General features: G+C 69.0%; 20 protein-coding genes. 13 read left to right on the top strand and 7 right to left on the bottom strand.

Going from position 1 to position 21,078, the window contains the following annotated elements; genetic code table 11:
- Positions 1–3: 3 nt before the first annotated feature.
- Positions 4–1,122 (bottom strand): transaldolase, encoded by a 1,119-nt coding sequence (tal, locus tag ACZ7L6_RS25440; protein ID WP_471927608.1) that lies wholly within the window; start codon positions 1,120–1,122, stop codon positions 4–6.
- Between the two features lie 34 nt (positions 1,123–1,156).
- A complete protein-coding gene (gene tkt, locus ACZ7L6_RS25435; protein ID WP_471927606.1) occupies positions 1,157–3,244 on the bottom strand; it encodes a transketolase in 2,088 nt (695 codons plus the stop codon).
- Positions 3,245–3,583: 339 nt separating this feature from the next.
- Between tkt and ACZ7L6_RS25430 the strand changes: the two genes are divergently transcribed.
- The 3 genes from ACZ7L6_RS25430 to ACZ7L6_RS25420 all read left to right on the top strand — a co-directional run bounded on the left by ACZ7L6_RS25430 (position 3,584) and on the right by ACZ7L6_RS25420 (position 6,187).
- Positions 3,584–4,552, top strand: a complete 969-nt coding sequence (locus ACZ7L6_RS25430; protein ID WP_433038717.1) for a heme o synthase — start codon at positions 3,584–3,586, stop codon at positions 4,550–4,552.
- 69 nt (positions 4,553–4,621) lie between these two features.
- Complete coding sequence (locus tag ACZ7L6_RS25425; protein ID WP_471927604.1) at positions 4,622–4,912, top strand: hypothetical protein; 291 nt, start codon at positions 4,622–4,624, stop codon at positions 4,910–4,912.
- A 168-nt stretch (positions 4,913–5,080) separates the two neighbouring features.
- The gene (locus ACZ7L6_RS25420) at positions 5,081–6,187 is read left to right on the top strand and encodes an amidohydrolase family protein (protein WP_471927602.1); all 1,107 of its coding nucleotides are present in this window, start codon (positions 5,081–5,083) and stop codon (positions 6,185–6,187) included.
- Positions 6,188–6,275: 88 nt separating this feature from the next.
- Here the strand turns inward: ACZ7L6_RS25420 and ACZ7L6_RS25415 are convergent, their stop codons facing one another.
- A complete protein-coding gene (locus ACZ7L6_RS25415; protein ID WP_471927600.1) occupies positions 6,276–7,808 on the bottom strand; it encodes a hypothetical protein in 1,533 nt (510 codons plus the stop codon).
- 234 nt (positions 7,809–8,042) lie between these two features.
- Between ACZ7L6_RS25415 and ACZ7L6_RS25410 the strand changes: the two genes are divergently transcribed.
- Both ACZ7L6_RS25410 and ACZ7L6_RS25405 read left to right on the top strand, forming a co-directional pair.
- Positions 8,043–9,572, top strand: coding sequence for an ROK family protein (locus tag ACZ7L6_RS25410; protein WP_471927598.1), 1,530 nt, complete (start codon positions 8,043–8,045; stop codon positions 9,570–9,572).
- 9 nt (positions 9,573–9,581) lie between these two features.
- A complete protein-coding gene (locus ACZ7L6_RS25405; RefSeq protein WP_471927596.1) occupies positions 9,582–10,235 on the top strand; it encodes a hypothetical protein in 654 nt (217 codons plus the stop codon).
- Here ACZ7L6_RS25405 and ACZ7L6_RS25400 read toward each other — a convergent pair.
- From ACZ7L6_RS25400 to ACZ7L6_RS25390, 3 genes are all read right to left on the bottom strand, one after another.
- On the bottom strand, positions 10,212–11,216 hold the full coding sequence (locus ACZ7L6_RS25400; RefSeq protein ID WP_471927594.1) for a COX15/CtaA family protein: 1,005 nt from the start codon (positions 11,214–11,216) through the stop codon (positions 10,212–10,214). The genes ACZ7L6_RS25405 and ACZ7L6_RS25400 overlap by 24 nt on opposite strands.
- A 67-nt stretch (positions 11,217–11,283) precedes the next feature.
- The gene (locus ACZ7L6_RS25395; RefSeq protein ID WP_471928105.1) at positions 11,284–12,000 is read right to left on the bottom strand and encodes an ABC transporter permease; all 717 of its coding nucleotides are present in this window, start codon (positions 11,998–12,000) and stop codon (positions 11,284–11,286) included.
- 56 nt (positions 12,001–12,056) lie between these two features.
- Positions 12,057–12,980, bottom strand: coding sequence for an ABC transporter ATP-binding protein (locus ACZ7L6_RS25390; RefSeq protein WP_471927592.1), 924 nt, complete (start codon positions 12,978–12,980; stop codon positions 12,057–12,059).
- 422 nt (positions 12,981–13,402) lie between these two features.
- Here ACZ7L6_RS25390 and ACZ7L6_RS25385 point away from each other — a divergent pair, with 422 nt between their 5' ends.
- The 8 genes from ACZ7L6_RS25385 to ACZ7L6_RS25350 all read left to right on the top strand — a co-directional run bounded on the left by ACZ7L6_RS25385 (position 13,403) and on the right by ACZ7L6_RS25350 (position 20,005).
- The gene (locus ACZ7L6_RS25385; RefSeq protein ID WP_471927590.1) at positions 13,403–14,155 is read left to right on the top strand and encodes a helix-turn-helix transcriptional regulator; all 753 of its coding nucleotides are present in this window, start codon (positions 13,403–13,405) and stop codon (positions 14,153–14,155) included.
- Complete coding sequence (gene sufB, locus ACZ7L6_RS25380; RefSeq protein WP_471927588.1) at positions 14,152–15,576, top strand: Fe-S cluster assembly protein SufB; 1,425 nt, start codon at positions 14,152–14,154, stop codon at positions 15,574–15,576. The genes ACZ7L6_RS25385 and sufB overlap by 4 nt, the downstream gene beginning before the upstream one ends.
- Positions 15,577–15,663: 87 nt before the next feature.
- Entirely contained in the window at positions 15,664–16,845 is a 1,182-nt protein-coding gene (gene sufD / locus ACZ7L6_RS25375; RefSeq protein WP_471927586.1) for a Fe-S cluster assembly protein SufD, read from the top strand.
- Positions 16,842–17,162: a bifunctional 3-phenylpropionate/cinnamic acid dioxygenase ferredoxin subunit gene (locus ACZ7L6_RS25370; RefSeq protein ID WP_053762338.1), complete on the top strand. Its 321-nt coding sequence runs from the start codon at positions 16,842–16,844 to the stop codon at positions 17,160–17,162. Before sufD ends, ACZ7L6_RS25370 begins: the two co-directional genes overlap by 4 nt.
- A gap of 7 nt (positions 17,163–17,169) precedes the next feature.
- Positions 17,170–17,934, top strand: a complete 765-nt coding sequence (sufC, locus tag ACZ7L6_RS25365) for a Fe-S cluster assembly ATPase SufC (protein WP_004002165.1) — start codon at positions 17,170–17,172, stop codon at positions 17,932–17,934.
- Positions 17,931–19,187 carry a cysteine desulfurase gene (locus tag ACZ7L6_RS25360; protein ID WP_471927583.1) on the top strand — a complete coding sequence of 419 codons (1,257 nt, stop codon included), beginning with the start codon at positions 17,931–17,933 and terminating at the stop codon, positions 19,185–19,187. The genes sufC and ACZ7L6_RS25360 overlap by 4 nt, the downstream gene beginning before the upstream one ends.
- Positions 19,188–19,208: 21 nt before the next feature.
- Positions 19,209–19,676: a Fe-S cluster assembly sulfur transfer protein SufU gene (gene sufU, locus ACZ7L6_RS25355; RefSeq protein WP_471927581.1), complete on the top strand. Its 468-nt coding sequence runs from the start codon at positions 19,209–19,211 to the stop codon at positions 19,674–19,676.
- Positions 19,673–20,005, top strand: a complete 333-nt coding sequence (locus ACZ7L6_RS25350) for a metal-sulfur cluster assembly factor (RefSeq protein ID WP_062142589.1) — start codon at positions 19,673–19,675, stop codon at positions 20,003–20,005. The genes sufU and ACZ7L6_RS25350 overlap by 4 nt, the downstream gene beginning before the upstream one ends.
- 61 nt (positions 20,006–20,066) lie before the next feature.
- Here ACZ7L6_RS25350 and ACZ7L6_RS25345 read toward each other — a convergent pair whose 3' ends face one another.
- Positions 20,067–20,900, bottom strand: coding sequence for an AbfB domain-containing protein (locus ACZ7L6_RS25345; RefSeq protein ID WP_471927579.1), 834 nt, complete (start codon positions 20,898–20,900; stop codon positions 20,067–20,069).
- Positions 20,901–21,078 lie beyond the last annotated feature (178 nt).

Genomic DNA, 21,078 nt, shown 5'->3' with positions numbered 1-21,078 from the left:
GGATCAGCCCTCCGAGGGGGCGAGGCGCTCGAGCTCCGCCTCGGTCGACTTCAGCAGGTCGTTCCAGGACGCCTCGAACTTCTCGACGCCCTCGTCCTCGAGCAGCTGCACCACGTCCTCGTACGAGATCCCGAGCTTCTCGACGGCGTCCAGCTCGGCACGCGCCTGCTCGTAGGTGCCGGCGATGGTGTTGCCGGTGATCTCGCCCTTCTCCTCCGTGGCCTGAAGGGTGGCCTCGGGCATGGTGTTGACCGTGTTCGGCGCCACCAGCTCGTCGACGTACAGGGTCGGCTTGTACGCCGGGTCCTTCACGCCGGTCGAGGCCCACAGCGGACGCTGCTTGTTGGCGCCCGCGTTCTCCAGCGCGCTCCAGCGGTCGGAGGAGAAGACCTCCTCGTACGCCTGGTAGGCGAGGCGCGCGTTGGCCACGCCCGCCTTGCCGCGCGCGGCCTTGGCCTCGTCGGTGCCCAGCGCGTCGATCCGCTTGTCGATCTCGGTGTCCACACGGGACACGAAGAAGGAGGCGACCGAGTGGATCTTGGACAGGTCCAGGCCCTTGGCCTTGGCCTTCTCCAGGCCCGCCAGGTAGGCGTCCATGACCTCGCGGTAGCGGTCCAGCGAGAAGATCAGCGTGACGTTGACGCTGATGCCGTTGCCGATCGTGTCGGTGATCGCCGGCAGGCCCGCCTTGGTCGCCGGGATCTTGATCAGGGTGTTCGGGCGGTCGACCAGCCAGGCCAGCTGCCTGGCCTCGGCGACGGTCGCGCGCGTGTTGTGCGCGAGGCGCGGGTCGACCTCGATGGAGACCCGGCCGTCCTGGCCGCCGGTGGCGTCGAAGACCGGGCGCAGGATGTCGGCGGCGTCCCGGACGTCCGCCGTGGTGATCATGCGGATCGCCTCTTCGACCGTCACCTTGCGGGCGGCGAGGTCGGCGAGCTGCTGGTCGTAGCCGTCACCGCTGCTGATCGCCTTCTGGAAGATCGTCGGGTTGGTGGTGACACCGACGACGTGCTGCTGGTCGATCAGCTCGGAGAGGTTGCCGGACGTGATGCGCTGGCGCGACAGGTCGTCCAGCCAGATCGCGACGCCTTCCTCGGAGAGGCGCTTCAGTGCGTCTGTCATGGAAAATCAAACTCCTACGTCTCGTATATGAGCGTCAGCGCTGGGCCGCGGCGAGGGATTCCCGCGCGACGGCAGCCACGTTCTCGGCAGTGAAGCCGTACTCCCGGAAAAGGACCTTGCCGTCGGCCGAAGCACCGAAGTGCTCCAGGGAAACGATGCGACCCGCGTCCCCGACGTACTTGTGCCAGGTGAGACCCACTCCGGCCTCCACCGCGACACGCGCCCTGACGGACGGCGGCAGGACGCTGTCCCGGTACCCCTGGTCCTGCTCCTCGAACCACTCCACGGACGGCATGGACACGACCCGCGTCGGCACCCCGTCGGCCTGCAGCTGCTCGCGCGCCTCGACGGCGACGTGCACCTCGGAACCGGTCGCGATGAGGATGACCTGCGGCTCGCCACCGTCGGCCTCGAACATCACGTAACCACCGCGCGCGGCGTCCTCGTTGGCCTCGTAGGTCGGCACACCCTGACGGGTCAGCGCGAGCCCGTGCGGGGCGCCCTTGCCGAACTCCTTGGTGTAGCGCGAGAGGATCTCGCGCCAGGCGATCGCGGTCTCGTTGGCGTCGGCCGGGCGGACGATGTTCAGCCCCGGGATCGCACGCAGCGAGGCCAGGTGCTCGATCGGCTGGTGCGTCGGGCCGTCCTCGCCGAGGCCGATGGAGTCGTGCGTCCACACGTACGTCACCGGCAGGTGCATGAGCGCCGACAGACGCACGGCGTTGCGCATGTAGTCGGAGAACACCAGGAAGGTGCCGCCGTAGATGCGGGTGTTGCCGTGCAGCGCGATGCCGTTCATCTCCGCGGCCATGGAGTGCTCGCGGATACCGAAGTGGATCGTGCGGCCGTACGGCTGCGCCTCCGGGAGCGGGTTGTCCGCGGGGAGGAAGGAGCTGGTCTTGTCGATCGTCGTGTTGTTGGAGCCGGCCAGGTCGGCCGAGCCGCCCCACAGCTCCGGGATGACCGCGCCGAGCGCCTGGAGGATCTTGCCGGACGCGGCACGCGTCGCGACACCCTTGCCGGGCTCGAAGACCGGGACCTTCTCCTCCCAGCCGGTGGGCAGCTCGCCCTTGCTGATGCGGTCGAACTCGGCGGCGCGCTCCGGGTTGTTGTTGCGCCACTCCTGGAGCTGCTTCTCCCACTCGGCCTTGGCCTGACGGCCGCGCTCCAGCGCCTTGCGGGTGTGGCCGATGACCTCGTCGGAGACCTCGAAGGACTGCTCCGGGTCGAAGCCGAGGACGCGCTTGGTGGCCGCGACCTCCTCGTCGCCGAGCGCCGAGCCGTGGGCGGCCTCGGTGTTCTGCGCGTTCGGGGCGGGCCAGGCGATGATCGAGCGCATCGCGATGAAGGACGGCCTGTCGGTGACCGCCTTGGCCTTCTGGATCGCGTCGTAGATGGCGGCCGGGTCGAGGTCGCCGTTCTCCTGCGGCTCGACGCGCTGTACGTGCCAGCCGTAGGCCTCGTACCGCTTGGCCGTGTCCTCGGAGACGGCCGTCTCGGTGTCGCCCTCGATCGAGATGTGGTTGTCGTCCCACAGCAGGATCAGGTTGCCGAGCTTCTGGTGGCCGGCCAGCGAGGACGCCTCGGCGGAGATGCCCTCCTGGAGGCAGCCGTCACCGGCGATGCAGTAGATGTAGTGGTCGAAGGGGGAGGTGCCCTCGGGGGCCTCCGGGTCGAACAGACCACGCTCGTAGCGGGCGGCCATCGCCATGCCGACGGCGTTGGCGACACCCTGGCCCAGCGGACCGGTCGTCGTTTCGACGCCCACGGTGTGGCCGTACTCCGGGTGACCGGGGGTCTTCGAACCCCACGTCCGGAACGCCTTCAGATCGTCCAGCTCCAGGCCGAAGCCGGCCAGGTACAGCTGGGTGTAAAGGGTCAGGGACGAGTGGCCGGCGGACAGCACGAAGCGGTCGCGCCCGACCCAGTCGGCGTCCGCCGGGTCGTGCCGCATCACCTTCTGGAAGAGGGTGTAGGCGGCAGGCGCCAGGCTCATCGCCGTACCCGGATGGCCGTTGCCGACCTTCTGTACGGCATCGGCGGCCAGGACGCGGGCGGTGTCCACGGCCCGCTGGTCCAACTCGGTCCACTCGAGGTCTGTGGTGGTCGGCTTGGTGCTCACCCTGGGTCAGGGCTCCTCTCCACATGTCACGCATGTCGAATGCCGGTGCACGGGGCGCCCCGGCCGTGGTCGAGCCTACCCCCGTAAGTACGTGCGTCTTTTCGAGTCATTCCAGACTGCCGGGACTCTCGGGGATCCGCCTCCCCACTGGGCTGGATCGCATTCGGCAACTGAATACGCAGCCGCTCGTCCGAGTGCTCAACAGAGTGCCGCTCCGCTCTCCCGGCGGCACCGTTCAACACGACCCGACCCCCGCGAATGTCCGGGTCTGGGCAACGTCTACAGTGGCGTGGTACGCGCGAGCCTTTACCGGGACTTCACACGGGGAGGCTTGCTGGGATGTCTCTGTCAGGGGTGTGCGTGACGGCCGTTGAATCCCGTCCAGCGGGGATTATCGGGACGAGCCAGAGCCCGAGCCGGCGGCCGATCGGGGCCCGGGTCAAGGCGTTCGTGGCGCTGACCAAGCCGCGGATCATCGAGCTGCTGCTCATCACCACCGTTCCGGTGATGTTCCTCGCCGAGCAGGGCGTGCCCGACCTCGGTCTGGTGCTCCTGACCTGCATCGGCGGCTACCTCTCGGCCGGCGGTGCCAACGCGCTGAACATGTACATCGACCGTGACATCGACGCGCTCATGGACCGCACCTCGCAGCGTCCGCTGGTCACCGGAATGGTCAGCCCGCGCGAGTGCCTGGCCTTCGGCATCACCCTCGCGGTCGTCTCGACCCTCCTGTTCGGCCTCACCGTCAACTGGCTGTCGGCCTGGCTTTCCCTCGGCGCGCTCCTCTTCTACGTCGTCGTCTACACGATGATCCTCAAGCGCCGTACGTCGCAGAACATCGTGTGGGGCGGCATCGCGGGCTGCATGCCGGTACTGATCGGCTGGACGGCCGTCACGAACTCCCTCACCTGGGCGCCGCTCATCCTCTTCATGGTGATCTTCTTCTGGACGCCGCCGCACTACTGGCCGCTGTCCATGAAGGTGAAGGAGGACTACGCGCGCGTGGGCGTGCCGATGCTCCCGGTCATCGCCTCCAACAAGGTCGTCGCCAAGCAGATCGTCATCTACAGCTGGGTGATGGTGGCGGTGTCGCTTCTGCTCACGCCGCTGGGCTACACGGGCTGGTTCTACACCGCGGTCGCGCTGGGCGCGGGCGGCTGGTGGCTGTGGGAGGCGCACGCGCTGCAGAACCGCGCGAAGGCGGAGGTGACGGGCGCGAAGCTGAAGGAGATGCGCCTGTTCCACTGGTCGATCACGTACGTGTCGCTGCTGTTCGTGGCGGTCGCGGTGGACCCGTTCCTGCGGTAGGAGCTCTGAGGCGCGGGTCACTCACCCCGCCCGTCGCCATTCGATCTACTCGTCGGTAGCATCCTGGTCATGGCAGACAAGGTGGCCAAGCTGGCCAAGCAGATCAACACCTTCGCGAAGTCCCACGGCGGCGCCGAGGCCCAGGTCGCCTACATCGGACAGCGCGGCGCCCGCATCGTGCTCGTCGGCGAGGACGGCGGCTGGGGCGACCTGGTGGCACCGTCGTACGAGATCGCCGAGAAGGCGGTGGAGAAGGCCGGTGTGACGCGCCATGAGTCCTTCGACGGCGAGTTCGCGGCGAAGGTGACGACGGGCAAGTACGAGTGGAAGCGGATGGCGGGCATTCAGGTAGGCGGTTGAGCAACGCCCTGAAGGGGCGCGGGGAACTGCGCGATCAACCACACACGACCCGCAGTCGCCGACTTACCTGTATCACCCGAGCTCTCCTGCGCCACTTACTCACCGGTTCACCCGTTAGGACCTGTAGCGCAAGCCCAGCGCCCAGCGTCCAGCCACGGGGAGAACCGGATGATCGACACGCCATCCCTCGTGGACCAGTACTGCCACGGCGTACTGCGCACGGAACTGGGCCTCGGCACCTTCGAGGCCCAGCTGGCCCACACCGAAGGCCCACCCGCTCCCGGCACCACCCTCTTCGACACGCAGACGGGCTTCGCCGTACGGCGCTGGTGCCCCCCGTTACTCGGCCTGGAACCGCACTGCCCGCCCGCCCGCTATCTCGCCCGCCGACGTGAGCTGGGCGTACTGGAAGCGGGCCGCAGGCTGCTGCGCGGCAGCGGCATCACGACCTACCTGATCGACACCGGCGTACCCGGCGACCTGACCAGCCCTTCCGAGATGGCCTCCACGGGCGAGGCCGAAGCCCACGAAATCGTGCGGCTCGAGCTGCTCGCAGAGCAGGTCGCCGACACCTCCGGAACCGTCGAGTCCTTCCTCGCCAACCTCGCCGAGTCGGTGCACGGCGCGGCGGCGAACGCGGTGGCCTTCACGTCGGTCGCAGGCGTACGGCACGGACTCGCGCTCGCCCCGGAGCCCCCCGGGCCGGGAGAGGTACGGGGCGCGGCGGGCCGCTGGCTGGCGGGGCGCCGGGTGGGAGGGGAGCTGACCGACCCGGTGCTGCTACGGCACCTGCTGTGGATCGCGGTGGCGTCGGGACTGCCGCTGCAGCTGCACGCCGGGCTGGGGGAGCCGGGGCTGCGCATCGACCGTACGGACCCGGTGCTGCTCACGGACTTCGTCCGCGCCACGGCCGGCCTCGGCACCGATCTGATCCTGCTGCACGGCTATCCGTACCACCGTCACGCCGCCCACCTGGCGGGCGTCTTCCCGCATGTCTACGCCGACTCGGGCGCCGCACTCATCCGCACGGGCGCCCGCGCGGCCACGATCCTCGCCGAGATCCTGGAACTGGCCCCCTTCGGCAAGATCCTCTTCTCCAGCGGGGCCCAGGGCCTGCCCGAACTGCACGTGGTGGGCGCGGGGCTCTTCCGCGAGGCCCTCGCCAGGGTGCTCGGCGGCTGGGTCGCCGAGGGGGCGTGGTCGCCGGCGGACGCGCAGCGCGTGGCGGGGATGGTGGCGGCGGGGAACGCCCGGCGGGTGTACGGGCTGGAGTGAGGCGTACGCCGCCCCGGCCGCCGACGTACGCCGGCCGGCCGCCGACGACGGAGGCGGTACGGGACGTGCCCGCACCGCCTCAGGACTCTCACTCAGGTCGGCCGGCCCATATGACGGGCAGCGGCGGCAGGGCGCCCGGCGTGGGCTCGGGCGGGTTGCCGTCCTCGTCGCAGACGACCCGGGCGAGCTCCGTACCGCTCGACGAGCGGCAGAACTGCGTGGGGTACTTGCTGTACTTCGTCGGCGGGGCAGGCGCCGGACCGACGACGGCGCAGTTGAAGCAGTCCTCTGGATCAAGGGGCGGAGTGGTCCGCATCTCCTTTCCGACAGCCAGGCTGTTGGCGAGGACCACCCAGCTGCCCAGCTGCTCGACGCAGTGTTCGGCCGCGTCGCGCTCCCAGCGCTTGTGCTGCTTGCTGATCGGAGAGGCGAACAGCGGGAGGAAGATGTGGGAGACGCCGAAGGCCTGGCACTTGCCCAGCCAGGTGGCCGACTGCTTGATGTCCTCGCAGATGAGGATGGCGACGCGGCCCAGCGCCGTCTCCAGTACGGCCACCTTCTCGCCGTGGGTGATGTCCTCGGCGGCCGGTTCGTGCTTGGGCCGGCCCGGCAGCCGCCACTCGGCAGCTTGTCCCTCGCCCAGCGTGAAGCCGGCCATCTTGTCCTGCCACCACAGGACCCGGGCGGTCTGGCGATCGACCATCATGGCCCGGTTCGGCGGCGGATCGGAGCAGCCGAGCGGGCCGGTGCCGAGCGGGCCGGAGCCGACCGGGCCGGCGGCGACCGGACCCGTGCCGATGAGGATCCACTGCAGCTTGCTGTTCGGGGCGGGGGCGTTGTGCAGCAGCGTGTCCCAGTGCTTGATCAGGTCCTCGGACAGGGTGTACTCGGGCAGCACACCGATCTCGGCTCCCGAATCCTCCAGGTTCCGGAGCACGACGTCGATCCGAGGCAGCAGTTCGTCGTCGGCGGGCGAGATCCGGTAGAGACCGATATCCGCATCCTCCGGGAATTCGAACTTCAGATCGGTGTGCCTTTCCAATAGGGGCGCCGATCCTACGGCAATCGCTTTCCCCGGGAATCCTGGTTCATTCTCCAAGATCCCGCCGTGCCAGATTCCTTCGCGGTCCGCGGGAGTCACTCGATGCACGCAGAAGAAGTCGGCTTTCCTGGTCCATGCGGCGACCACCCGACTCGGGCGCGTGTAGCGGGGCAGTAGCAGTCCCATGTGCTTTGTGTTGGTGTTGAGACTGCTGGTCGACACGTACCGCCAGCCGATTTCTGCCATCGCCGGCGCCGCCGTCTCGCCGGCGTAGAGTCCGGCGACCTCGAAGGAGCGGTCGAGGCCCATGAGCACGGAGAAGACTCCCTCGTCGCCGTGTTCGGCGATGATGTCGCGGACCAGCCGGCCGCTCGCGAACCCGTCACTCAGCACGTCTTCGCACACCAGTTCCGCCCGCTTCCTCACCTTCTGGTCCTTGAACCACTTCCGCGCCGTGTGGTTGCTGAAGTGCTGGACCGGAAGCGCGTCGTAGAGCACGACGAAGAGATCGGCCGGATCGGCCGGTAATTCGATCTCGTCGGTCGAGCGGGCAGGGTCACGCGGCTCTTTGCTGTTCATGGTCCCCCCGGTGCGTGAGTGCGTAGCCCGGATGTTAACGGCGCGTCTCGCATATGCGTATTGGAATTGTCGAAAAATACGCAACGAAAACGATTCAGGTGATCGACTGGGGCATGGGAGGCCTCTTCTGTAAAGCCATCGTACGGATCATGGAATGTCACTTGACAGTCACTTGACACGCCTCCATGGTGGGATGGCACCCCCATGACCGAGGGCCAGGAAAGAGAGGGTGACATGAGTGAAGCAAAGGGACCCAAGCGTGACCGGTTAACCGCAGTTCAGGCGGTGCTGGAGGAAATGGCGGCGGAACAGCAGATTCCGCCCGCGGTGTTCAGCTCGCTGGCCATGCTCGTCACCGATGCGTCGCTGACCGCCGACGAACCGGCGATACGGGCGGCCCACGACGGGCTGCGGAGGCTGTACGGGCACCATGTCCGGGCCGACCGCGACCAGGACGCGCACGCCGAGCTGCGCGGACATCTGCTCGGGCTGATCGACATGACGACCTGGGCGCTGCGCAGGCTGCCCTCAGGACTCCAGCTGAGCCTCGATCCGCAGGGGCACGCCGCCCGTTTCCTGGTGGCCATCACCCAGCGACCCGGCCTGAGCAACGAACAGCTGGCCGAACTGCTGGACGTCGACATCACCGAAGTCAGTCGCATCGGCCGGAAGATGGTTGCGGCGGGCGTGGCCTGTAAGAGCCGTCAGTGGCGCCGCAACTCCTGGGGCATCACGCCCCGGGGCGCGCAGTACCTGGAGGAGTCGGGGCTCATATCCGGGGAGCCGGACGCGCTCGACCACTGCGTGGGTGTGAAGGTGCGCCCGTCCGGCCTGACCGGCGTGGTGACCGACGCCAACGGGGATGTCCAGGTCAGCATGGGCGTCGAGGTGCGACTGGGCAGCAGCCACGAGGAGCTGACCGAGGCCCTCGCCCACTTCGTGCACGACCTGCTCGACAAGGTGCCGCCCGCCGCCGAGGGCGCGAAGGCCGGGCGGACAGGGCTGGGCGTGGAGCTGGGCGGCCATGTGGCGACGGGCCGTGGTGACATCGTCACCGCGCCCAACTACGCGGGAGCGGAGTGGTCGGGTCTCTCGCTGGCGGGACCCCTCCAGGAGGCGACCGGTCTGCCGACGGTCCTGGAGAACGACGCCAACGCCCTGGCCCAGCTGACGCTGAACCTGGGGGACGCCGGCGACAGCGGCGACTTCGCCGTCGTCCTGCTCGACCGGGGTGTGGGCGCCGGACTGATGGTCGGTGGCCGGATCCTGCACGGGGCGGCGGGGGCCGCGGGCGAGATCGGCCATGTGGTGGTCGACGGTTATCGCGAACACCGGTGCAGTTGCGGCAACATCGGCTGTCTGGAGAGCGTCGCGGGTACCGGCGCCATCGCCCGCCGCGTCCATGAGCTGACCGGGCACGAAGTACCGGATCTCGGCGCGGCGCTGGCCCTGTTCGGAGGCGAACGCAAGAGCGTCGACGACTCCCTGGGAATGGCCGGCCGGGCCCTGGGCCTCGGCATCGCCGATCTGCTCAACCTCACGAACCCGGCACGCGTCGTGGTGTACGGCCCGGAGGCGCTGGTGACGGAGGGACGGGACGAGTTCCCCGCCGCGCAGGTCTTCATGGCGGCCGTGCGCAGGACGTACACGGAGCATGCGTTCTCCACGGCGCGCGACGTGGAGCTGGTGACCAGGGCCTACGACGACGAACTCGGCGCCCGGGCGGCGGCCGCGGTCGCCCTGGACAGGCTCGGCCGACGTTAGGAGCGTGCGGTGGGGGAACGGGGGACGGCGCAGGGCATGACCACCGGCTCCGAGTATGCGACGACGCGCGATGTAGTCCTGCTCATCGCCGTCCTGCTCGTCCTCACCGCCACGCTGGCCACTGTGCTGGTCCAGTCCTGGCCACCGCCCCCGGCACCGGGCGGCGGCACGGCGGCGTCCGACCGCGCACAGATCCTGTTCTGGACGCCCGACGTGTCGCTGGACACCCGGCTCTTCCTGGTGGTCATGGCGGCGGGCGGCCTGGGCGCCCTGATCCACGTGCTCCGCTCGGCGTACGAGTACGTCGGCAACCGGCGGCTGCGGCGCAGCTGGCTGTCGATGTACCTGCTCGAGCCGTTCGTCGGGGCGGCCTTGGCGCTCGTCGCGTACTGCGTTCTGCGCGGCGGGCTCACGACCAGCGTCGCCTCGTCCGGCGACATCAACCCCTATGGGACGGCCGCGGTGGCCGCGCTGGTCGGGATGTTCTCCCGGCAGACCGTGGACAAGCTGCGCGCCGTGTTCAACACGCTGCTGGCACCACCGCAGGACAGCCCCGGGGAAGGGCTCCCCAGGTCGTCGTCCCCCGGGAGCCCGGCTGCGAGTGGTTCAGCCGAACCCCAGGCAGGCCCTACCGGTCCGTCAGACCCTGGCCCCCACCGCTGACCCCGACTGCGCCGGCCCCGGCACCTGCACGTCCAGTGCAGGCCGTTCCCGCAGCGCCAGCAGCACGCGCAGCACCGCGATCCACACCACGGCCGAGCCCAGCATGTGCAGGCCGACCAGGAGTTCCGGGAGGTCCGTGAAGTACTGGACGTAGCCGATGACGCCCTGGGCGAGCAGGATCAGGAAGAGGTCGCGGGTGCGGTTCAGGGGGCCCTTCGGGGCGTCCACCGCCTTGAGGACGAACCACAGGGCGAACGTCAGCGTGACCACGATCCAGGCCAGCACGGCGTGCAGCTTGGTGACGTTCTCCCAGTCCAGCGGCATCCGCTCGACCTCGCTGGAGTCGCCCGCGTGCGGACCGGCACCGGTGACCACGGTGCCGACCAGGATCAGCAGCACCGAGGCCCCGACCAGGAACCACACCAGCTGCTGCACAGCCTTGCCGACCAGAGGGCGCGGCGCGGCGTCGCCCTCGCGGGTGCGCTGCCACATCACCGTGGCGACCGCGATCAGGGCGGACGTCGCCACGAAGTGCGCAGCGACCGTGTACGGGTTGAGGCCGACCAGGACGACGATGCCGCCGAGGACCGCGTTGCTCATCACGATCCAGAACTGCGCCCAACCCAGCCGGGTCAGGCCGCGCCGGTACGGCTTCTCGGAGCGCGCCGCGATGATCGCCCAGCCGACGGCGGCGCACAGCACGTAGGTGAGCATGCGGTTGCCGAACTCGATGGCACCGTGGAAGCCCATCTCACGCGTCGCGGTCAGCGAGTCGTCCGTGCACTTGGGCCAGGTCGGGCAGCCGAGCCCGGAACCGGTCAGTCGCACCGCACCGCCGGTGACCACGATGACCACCGACATCACGAGCGCGGCGAGAGCCGCCCGCTGGACCGTCCTCGGGGTCGGGGTCCAGCGTGCGGCGATGAAGGCAAGGGGGTTGCGCACGGCCGCTACGGCGTCGGCGCGGGTCAGCTTTGGCACGCGCCCTATCGTAGGCGGCCGCTTGTGCACGCTTTCACGAGGGTCCGCGCCGGTGCCGTGACAGTCCTCACTCCCAGCGGAAGAACTTCCCGGCCGCCGCCAGCCCCACGACCGCCCACACGGCCAGAATCCCCAGGTCGCCCCAAGGCATCCCGGCCCCGTGCTGGAGCACGTCCCGCAGTCCGTCCGACAGCGCCGAGATGGGCAGCAGCCCGAGGACGTCCTGGGCGGCGTCCGGGAACTTGTCCAGCGGCACGATCACCCCGCCGCCGACGAGCAGCAGCAGGAAGACCAGGTTGGCGGCCGCCAGGGTGGCTTCGGCCTTGAGGGTGCCGGCCATCAGCAGGCCCAGACCCGAGAAGGCCGCCGTCCCGAGGATCACCAGGAGGACGACCGCTGCGGGGTTTCCGTGCGGGGACCAGCCCAGCGCGAAGGCGATCACCGTGAGCAGCGCGATCTGGAGGACCTCCGTGACCAGCACCGACGCCGTCTTCGCCGTCATCAGGGCCCACCGTGGCAGCGGCGAGGACGCCAGCCGCTTCAGCACGCCGTACCGGCGCTCGAAGCCCGTGGCGATCGCCTGCCCGGTGAACGCCGTCGACATCACGGCGAGCGCGAGGATGCCGGGGGTGAGGAAGTCGACGGCCTCGCCCGCGCCGGTGTCGACGATGTCCACCGAGCTGAACAGGACCAGCAGGAGGGTGGGGATCACCACGGTCAGCAGCAGCTGCTCGCCGTTGCGCAGCAGCATCTTCGTCTCGAGTGCCGCCTGGGCCGCGATCATGCGGGGGAGGGGGGCGGCGCCCGGCTTCGGGGTGTACGTACCCGGACCGACGGTGGTCACGAACGCAGCTCCTTGCCAGTGAGTTCCAGGAAGACGTCCTCCAGGGTGTGCCGCTCGACCGAGATCTTCTCCGGCATCACCCCGTGCTGCGCGCACCAGGACGTCACCGTCGCGAGCAGCTGGGGGTCGACCTTGCCGACGACACGGTACGAGCCCGGCGTCAGCTCCGCGGCCGTGCAGTCGGCGGGCAGGGCCTTGAGCAGCGAGCCCACGTCCAGGCCGGGGCGGCCGGTGAAGCGGAGGGTGTTCTCGGCGCCGCCGCGGCACAGCTCCTCGGGAGAGCCCTGGGCGATGACCCGGCCCGCGTCGATGATCGCGACGTCGTCGGCGAGCTGCTCCGCCTCGTCCATGTAGTGGGTGGTGAGGATGACCGAGACGCCGTCGGCGCGCAGGTCGCGGATGAGGTCCCAGGTGGCGCGGCGGGCCTGCGGATCGAGTCCGGCCGTCGGCTCGTCCAGGAACACCAGCTCCGGGCGGCCGACCACGGCCATGGCGAGCGCGAGCCGCTGCTGCTGGCCGCCGGACAGGCGGCGGTAGGTGGTCCTGCCACAGCTGCCGAGCCCGAGGCGCTCGATGAGGGCGCCGACGTCCAGCGGATGCGCGTGCAGCTTGGCGACATGGCGCAGCATCTCGTCGGCCCGCGCGCCCGAGTAGACGCCGCCGGACTGCAGCATCACGCCGATGCGGGGCCGTAGCTCGCCGGACTGTCTCACCGGGTCGAGGCCCAGGACGCGCACCGTGCCGGAGTCCGGCTTCCGGTAGCCCTCGCAGGTCTCGACCGTCGTGGTCTTGCCCGCGCCGTTGGGTCCGAGTACGGCGGTCACGCCCGCCCGGGCCACCAGGTCGAGGCCGTTCACCGCGGTCTTCGTGCCGTACCGCTTCACCAGGGCCTGGACCTGGACCACGGGCTCAGTTCGCATGGCTCCAGAGTCTAGGTACGGGGGCCGGGCCCGCGGCGGGCGGGTTCAGATCTCCTCCTCACGGGACCGGTGCACGGCCGGCCACCGCCCCGCGTACGCCACCGCGTCGGCCAGCGGGAACAGTCGTGCGCCGGCTCTCCCGACCTCCCCGCTGGGGGTGCCGCCCCCAGACCCCGCTTCGGCCCGGAGGATGCGCTCGGGTTGGCTCGCCGCCGAAGGCCTCTGCGCGACAAGAGGGCCGGTGGGAGGGGGTGTCGGCATGCTTCGGGAGTGTCCCGGAGAGGGGCGGCGATGCCCCCCGGTTTGATCGATCAAAGATCATTTCCGCAGGTCAGATTAGGTATGCCTAAGTGACGCAGCGCACCGTCGAGGCGCCCGGACGCCGCTTGCCCGGTCTTGAGGAATTACGCAACAATGGCGTTGTGAAAAACGTCGGCGAGGCTCGGGAGACCCCCATGGGAACCCTTCAGGAGGAGCTCGCGACCGGGGAGCGCTCGACGCGCAACCGGGTCGCGCGATCCATCCTGGACCACGGGCCGTCGACCGTCGCCGAGCTGGCCGGCCGGCTGGGACTCACCCAGGCCGCCGTGCGCAGGCATCTGGACGCGCTGGTCGCGGACGATGTCGTGGAGGCGCGGGAGCAGCGGGTGTACGGCACGCGCACGCGTGGCCGCCCCGCCAAGGTCTTCGCGCTCACCGACTGCGGCCGCGACGCCTTCGACCAGTCGTACGACAAGCTCGCCGCGGACGCCCTGAAGTGGATCGCCGAGCGCGAGGGCGGGAGCGAGGCGGTCGCCGCCTTCGCCCGGGCCCGGATCGCCGCCCAGGCGAGCGCGTACCGCAAGGCGATCGAGGCCGTCAGCCCGGACGAGCGCACCGAAGCCCTGGCCAAGGCCCTGAGCGCCGACGGGTACGCTGCAACGGCGCGCAGCGCGCCCCTCCCTCAAAAGGGCGAGCAGCTCTGCCAGCACCACTGCCCGGTCGCCCACGTCGCGGAGCAGTTCCCGCAGCTGTGCGAGGCGGAGACGGAGATCTTCGCCGAGCTGCTCGGAACGCACGTGCAACGGCTGGCGACCATCGCGCACGGCGACGGCGTCTGCACGACGTTCATCCCGAAGATTTCCCACAGTCCACACAACGCATCTGCAAGCACGGCCGGGAGGAACCCCGCATGACTCTCCCCATCGAGGAGACTGCCCACCCTGAGCTCGAGGGCCTGGGCAAGTACGAATACGGCTGGGCGGACTCCGACGAGGCCGGTGCCGCTGCGAAGCGCGGTCTGAGCGAGGCTGTCGTCCGCGACATCTCCGGCAAGAAGTCGGAGCCGGAGTGGATGACCAAGCTGCGCCTCAAGGGCCTGAAGCTCTTCGAGAAGAAGCCCATGCCGAACTGGGGATCGGACCTGTCGGGCATCGACTTCGACAACATCAAGTACTTCGTGCGCTCCACGGAGAAGCAGGCGGAGTCCTGGGAGGACCTGCCCGAGGACATCAAGAACACCTACGACAAGCTCGGCATCCCGGAGGCGGAGAAGCAGCGCCTCGTCGCCGGTGTCGCGGCCCAGTACGAGTCGGAGGTCGTCTACCACCAGATCCGCGAGGACCTGGAGGAGCAGGGCGTCATCTTCCTCGACACCGACACCGCGCTGAAGGAGCACCCGGAGCTCTTCAAGGAGTACTTCGGGACCGTCATCCCGGCCGGTGACAACAAGTTCGCCGCGCTGAACACCGCCGTGTGGTCCGGTGGCTCCTTCATCTACGTCCCGCCGGGCGTCCACGTGGAGATCCCGCTCCAGGCCTACTTCCGTATCAACACGGAGAACATGGGCCAGTTCGAGCGGACCCTGATCATCGTCGACGAGGGTGCCTACGTGCACTACGTCGAGGGTTGTACGGCCCCGATCTACAAGTCGGACTCGCTGCACTCCGCGGTCGTCGAGATCATCGTCAAGAAGAACGCCCGCTGCCGCTACACGACCATCCAGAACTGGTCGAACAACGTCTACAACCTGGTCACCAAGCGCGCCGTCGCCTATGAGGGCGCGACCATGGAGTGGATCGACGGCAACATCGGCTCCAAGGTGACGATGAAGTACCCGGCCGTCTACCTGATGGGCGAGCACGCCAAGGGCGAGACGCTGTCCATCGCCTTCGCGGGCGAGGGCCAGCACCAGGACGCCGGCGCGAAGATGGTCCACATGGCGCCGAACACGTCGTCCAACATCGTCTCGAAGTCCGTGGCGCGTGGCGGTGGCCGTACCTCCTACCGCGGTCTGATCGAGATCGGCGAGGGCGCTCCGGGTGCGAAGTCCAACGTGCTCTGTGACGCTCTGCTCGTCGACACCATCTCGCGGTCGGACACCTACCCGTACGTCGACGTCCGCGAGGACGACGTCTCCATGGGCCACGAGGCGACCGTCTCCAAGGTCTCCGAGGACCAGCTCTTCTACCTGATGAGCCGCGGTCTGAGCGAGGACGAGGCGATGGCGATGATCGTGCGCGGCTTCGTCGAGCCGATCGCCAAGGAGCTGCCGATGGAGTACGCGCTGGAGCTCAACCGGCTGATCGAGCTGCAGATGGAAGGCGCGGTCGGCTAAGGCCCGCCATCCGGTTCAGCAGCAGGCGGCCCGCCCCGGTGGCGGGCCGAAGATCGCAAACGTAGGAAAGAGAGCAGACCGACAGCCATGGCTGAGGCTCAGAACATCCCGGTGGGCTCCACCACCGCCGGCTCGATCGCGGTGGCCGCCGAGTCGACCGTCGTCTCGCGCATGAGCGCGCCCCCTTCCTTCGACGTGGCGGACTTCCCGGTCCCGCACGGCCGTGAGGAGGAGTGGCGGTTCACCCCGCTGGAGCGCCTGCGCGGGCTGCACGACGGCACCGCCGTCGCCACCGAGGGCCTGAAGGTCGACGTCCAGGCCCCCGAGGGCGTCACCGTCGAGACCGTCGGCCGCGACGACGCGCGGCTCGGCAAGGCGGGCACCCCGGTGGACCGCGTCGCCGCCCAGGCGTACTCCGCGTTCGAGAAGGCCGGCGTGATCACCGTCCCCAAGGAGACGGTGCTCACCGAGCCGATCCGTATCGCCGTGCACGGCGAGGGCGGCACCGCCTTCGCCCACCAGGTGATCGAGCTGGGCGCCTTCGCCGAGGCCGTCGTCGTCATCGACCACACCGGTGACGCCGTGCTCGCCGCCAACGTCGACTACATCCTGGGCGACGGCGCCAAGCTCACCGTCGTCTCCGTCCAGGACTGGGACGACAAGGCCGTGCACGTGGCGCAGCACAACGCCCTCGTCGGCCGGGACGCGTCCTTGAAGTCCGTGGTCGTCACCTTCGGCGGCGACGTCGTACGGCTCCACCCGCGCGTCACCTACGCCGGCACCGGCGGTGAGGCCGAGCTGTTCGGCCTGTACTTCACCGACGCCGGGCAGCACCAGGAGCACCGCCTGCTGGTCACCCACAACACCCCGCACTGCAAGTCGAACGTCGTCTACAAGGGCGCGCTCCAGGGCGACGACGCGCACGCCGTGTGGATCGGTGACGTGCTGATCGAGGCCAAGGCCGAGGGCACGGACACGTACGAGATGAACCGCAACCTCGTCCTCACGGACGGCGCCCGGGTCGACTCGGTGCCGAACCTGGAGATCGAGACCGGCGAGATCGTCGGCGCGGGTCACGCGAGCGCGACCGGCCGCTTCGACGACGAGCAGCTCTTCTACCTGATGGCCCGCGGCATCCCGGAGCACGAGGCCCGCCGTCTCGTCGTCCGTGGCTTCTTCGCCGAGCTGGTCCAGCAGATCGGTGTCCCGGACATCGAGGAGCGCCTCATCGCCAAGATCGAAGAGGAGCTGGAGGCGTCGGTCGCATGACCACCTTCGTACGCGCCTGTGCGCTGAGCGAGCTGGAGGAGGACACCCCGAAGCGGGTGGAACTCGACGGCACGCCGGTGTCCATCGTGCACACCGAGGGCGAGGTCTTCGCGATCCACGACATCTGCTCGCACGCGAACGTCTCGCTTTCCGAGGGCGAGGTGGAGGACTGCCAGATCGAGTGCTGGCTGCACGGCTCCAGCTTCGACCTCCGCACCGGCAAGCCGTCCGGCCTTCCCGCGACGCGCCCCGTCCCCGTATACCCCGTAAAGATCGAAGGGGACGACGTTCTCGTCTCCCTCACCCAGGAGTCCTGAGGCACCCATGGCAACGCTTGAAATCCGAGACCTGCACGTCACCGTCGAGGCCGACAACGCCACGAAGGAGATCCTCAAGGGCGTCGACCTCACCGTGAAGCAGGGCGAGACGCACGCCATCATGGGCCCCAACGGCTCGGGCAAGTCGACCCTCGCCTACTCCCTCGCGGGTCACCCGAAGTACACGATCACCGGCGGCACCGTCACCCTCGACGGCGAGGACGTCCTGGAGATGTCCGTCGACGAGCGCGCCCGCGCGGGCCTCTTCCTCGCGATGCAGTACCCGGTCGAGGTCCCCGGCGTCTCGGTCTCCAACTTCCTGCGCACCTCCGCCACCGCCATCCGCGGCGAGGCCCCCAAGCTGCGCACCTGGGTGAAGGAGGTCAAGGAGGCCATGGAGCGCCTCAACATGGACCCGTCCTTCGCCGAGCGCAACGTCAACGAGGGCTTCTCCGGCGGTGAGAAGAAGCGCCACGAGATCCTCCAGCTGGAGCTGCTCAAGCCGAAGGTCGCAATCCTCGACGAGACGGACTCCGGTCTGGACGTCGACGCGCTCCGCATCGTGTCGGAGGGTGTGAACCGCGTCCGTGAGACCGGCGAGGTCGGCACCCTGCTGATCACGCACTACACGCGCATCCTGCGCTACATCAAGCCCGACCACGTCCACGTCTTCTCCGGTGGCCGCATCGTCGAGTCCGGCGGCCCCGAGCTCGCCGACAAGCTGGAGAACGAGGGCTACGAGGCCTACACGAAGGGTGGCGCATCCGCGTGACACAGCTGCCGGGCCTCCTCGACACCGAGGCGCTGCGCAAGGACTTCCCGATCCTGGACCGCGTCGTCCACGACGGCAGGAAGCTCGTGTACCTGGACAACGCGGCGACCTCGCAGACGCCGCGCCAGGTGCTCGACGTGCTCTCCGAGTACTACGAGCAGCACAACGCCAACGTCCACCGTGGCGTGCACGTCCTCGCCGAGGAGGCCACGGCGCTGTACGAGGGCGCGCGCGACAAGGTCGCGGAGTTCATCAACGCGCCTTCGCGTGACGAGGTGATCTTCACCAAGAACGCCTCCGAATCGCTCAACCTCGTGGCGAACATGCTCGGCTGGGCCGACGAGCCCTACCGGGTGGACCACGAGACCGAGATCGTCATCACGGAGATGGAGCACCACTCCAACATCGTGCCGTGGCAGCTGCTCGCGCAGCGCACGGGCGCGAAGCTGAAGTGGTTCGGCCTCACCGACGACGGCCGCCTCGACCTGTCCAACATCGACGAGATCATCACGGAGAAGACGAAGATCGTCTCCTTCGTGCTGGTGTCGAACATCCTGGGCACGCTCAACCCGGTCGAGGCGATAGTGCGCCGTGCGCAGGAGGTCGGCGCGCTGGTGTGCGTCGACGCCTCGCAGGCGGCGCCCCACATGCCGCTGGACGTGCAGTCGCTGCAGGCCGACTTCGTGGCCTTCACCGGCCACAAGATGTGCGGCCCGACCGGCATCGGCGTCCTGTGGGGCCGCCAGGAGCTGCTGGAGGACCTGCCTCCGTTCCTGGGCGGCGGCGAGATGATCGAGACGGTGTCGATGCACTCGTCGACCTACGCTCCCGCCCCGCACAAGTTCGAGGCGGGCACGCCCCCGATCTCGCAGGCGATCGGGCTGGGCGCGGCGATCGACTACCTCAACTCGATCGGCATGGACAAGATCCTCGCCCATGAGCACGCGCTCACCGAGTACGCGGTCAAGCGGCTGGCGGAGGTCCCCGACCTGCGGATCATCGGCCCGACGACGGCCGAGGACCGCGGCGCCGCGATCTCCTTCACCCTCGGCGACATCCACCCGCACGACGTGGGCCAGGTCCTCGACGAGCTGGGCATCGCGGTCCGCGTCGGCCACCACTGCGCGCGGCCCGTGTGCCTGCGGTACGGAATTCCTGCGACCACGCGAGCGTCGTTCTATCTGTACTCCACGCCGGCCGAGATCGACGCTCTGGTGGACGGCCTGGAGCACGTACGGAACTTCTTCGGCTGACGGGACGGGACGAGCGATCGCATGAAGCTGGACTCGATGTACCAGGAAGTCATCCTGGACCACTACAAGAACCCGCACGGGCGTGGTCTGAGGGATGGCGACGCCGAGGTGCACCACGTGAACCCGACGTGCGGCGACGAGATCACCCTGCGCGTGAAGTACGCCGGCACGAAGATCGAGGACGTCTCGTACGAGGGCCAGGGCTGCTCCATCAGCCAGGCGAGCGCGTCTGTACTGAACGAGCTCCTCGTCGGCAAGGACCTCTCCGACGCGCAGAAGATCCAGGAGACCTTCCTGGAGCTGATGCAGTCCAAGGGGAAGATCGAACCCGACGACGCCATGGAGGACGTCCTGGAGGACGCGGTCGCGTTCGCCGGAGTCTCCAAGTACCCGGCCCGGGTCAAGTGCGCCCTCCTCAGCTGGATGGCGTGGAAGGACGCGACGGCCCAGGCCCTGGGCGGAGCCGACGCCGAAAGGAAGACGGCATGAGTGACACCGTGGAGATGAAGCCGGCCTCGGAGGAGGAGCTCCGCGAGGCCCTGATGGACGTCGTCGACCCCGAGCTGGGCATCGACGTCGTCAACCTCGGCCTGATCTACGGCATCCACATCGACGACTCCAACGTGGCCACGGTCGACATGACCCTGACCTCGGCGGCCTGCCCGCTCACGGACGTCATCGAGGACCAGGCCAAGTCCGCCACGGACGGCCTCGTCAGCGAGCTGCGCATCAACTGGGTCTGGATGCCGCCGTGGGGCCCGGACAAGATCACCGACGATGGTCGGGAGCAGCTTCGGGCGCTGGGGTTCAACGTCTGACGCCGGCAGACCGCACGAACAGACGGCGAGGTCCGATGGACGGACCTCGCCGTCTGTCGTCTCAGGCCAGCCCTGCCACCAGCCGGAACGCGGAGTCCGACAGGTAGAGGGAGCTGTTCTGGAAGGGGTCCAGCTTCAGCTGGAAGTTCTGGTGCCGCAGGAAACGGCCGGGGTAGTTGACCGACTCCAGCATGATCGCGCCCGAGTACGCCGCCGATCGGGGGCAGAACGTGGCGTCCTGCCGGAACAGGGTGGAGCCGTCGTTGCGCTCGGAGCGCAGGACGAAGTCGCGGTGGCGGAGGTATGTGCCGTCGGCCGTGGCGACGGAGTAGCAGGAGGCGTCGGCCAAGCCCTTCACCAGCTTGAAGGTGGAGTCCTCGCGGCTCTCCGAGCCCCCGACGGAGTCCAGCTTCACGTAGCCGCCGCTCACATGCCAGTAGCGGTCGGGGTAGTTGACCGAGCGGACGGATCGCCAGGTGGTCGTGGCGGACGGGGGCTTCGGCGCGCTGGTCGGTGAACCGGCCCCGTGGGAAGGCGACTTGGACGGCTCCGGCGCCGGCTTGGGTGTGGTGGCGTGCTGTTGGCCGGGTGCCCCGGTCGTCGCCTGCGGGGTGGCCAGGCCGCTCTTGCCCTTCGCGGGAGTCGTCTGCGACGGGGTGGCGAAGGAGATCAGGCCGGGGGCCGTGGTGTCCGAGGCGGAGGACGAAGCTGCGGCTGATGTGTTGTCAGCTGCTCTGTCCGATACGACGATTGCCGTGACGCAGGCGACGATCGTCGCCACCGCCATCCCGCCCGCCAGCCAGAGGCGGCGCGTCCCCGGAGTCCGGGAGGTGTCCGGGGCCCAGCCGTTCTCCCAAGGTCGGTCCTGAGGTGGCCGGGTCTTGTCTTGTGGCATGCGCTGTTCCTCCAGCGGCGTCATGAGGCGACGGCCGCGGCTGCGAAGGCCCGGTATGTGAACGGTGAAACACTAGTGGACCCTGTGGCTCGGGAGCAGCCCTTTGCGAGAGCCGTATCCACATCGATTTCTCAGGGCCCGCCGCTGACGACCGGCCAAATGTCCTGCCCGGCGCGCG

The sequence above is a fragment of the Streptomyces sp. NPDC107522 genome, from assembly GCF_055657525.1.
This window is presented reverse-complemented; position numbering and strand designations above follow the sequence as displayed.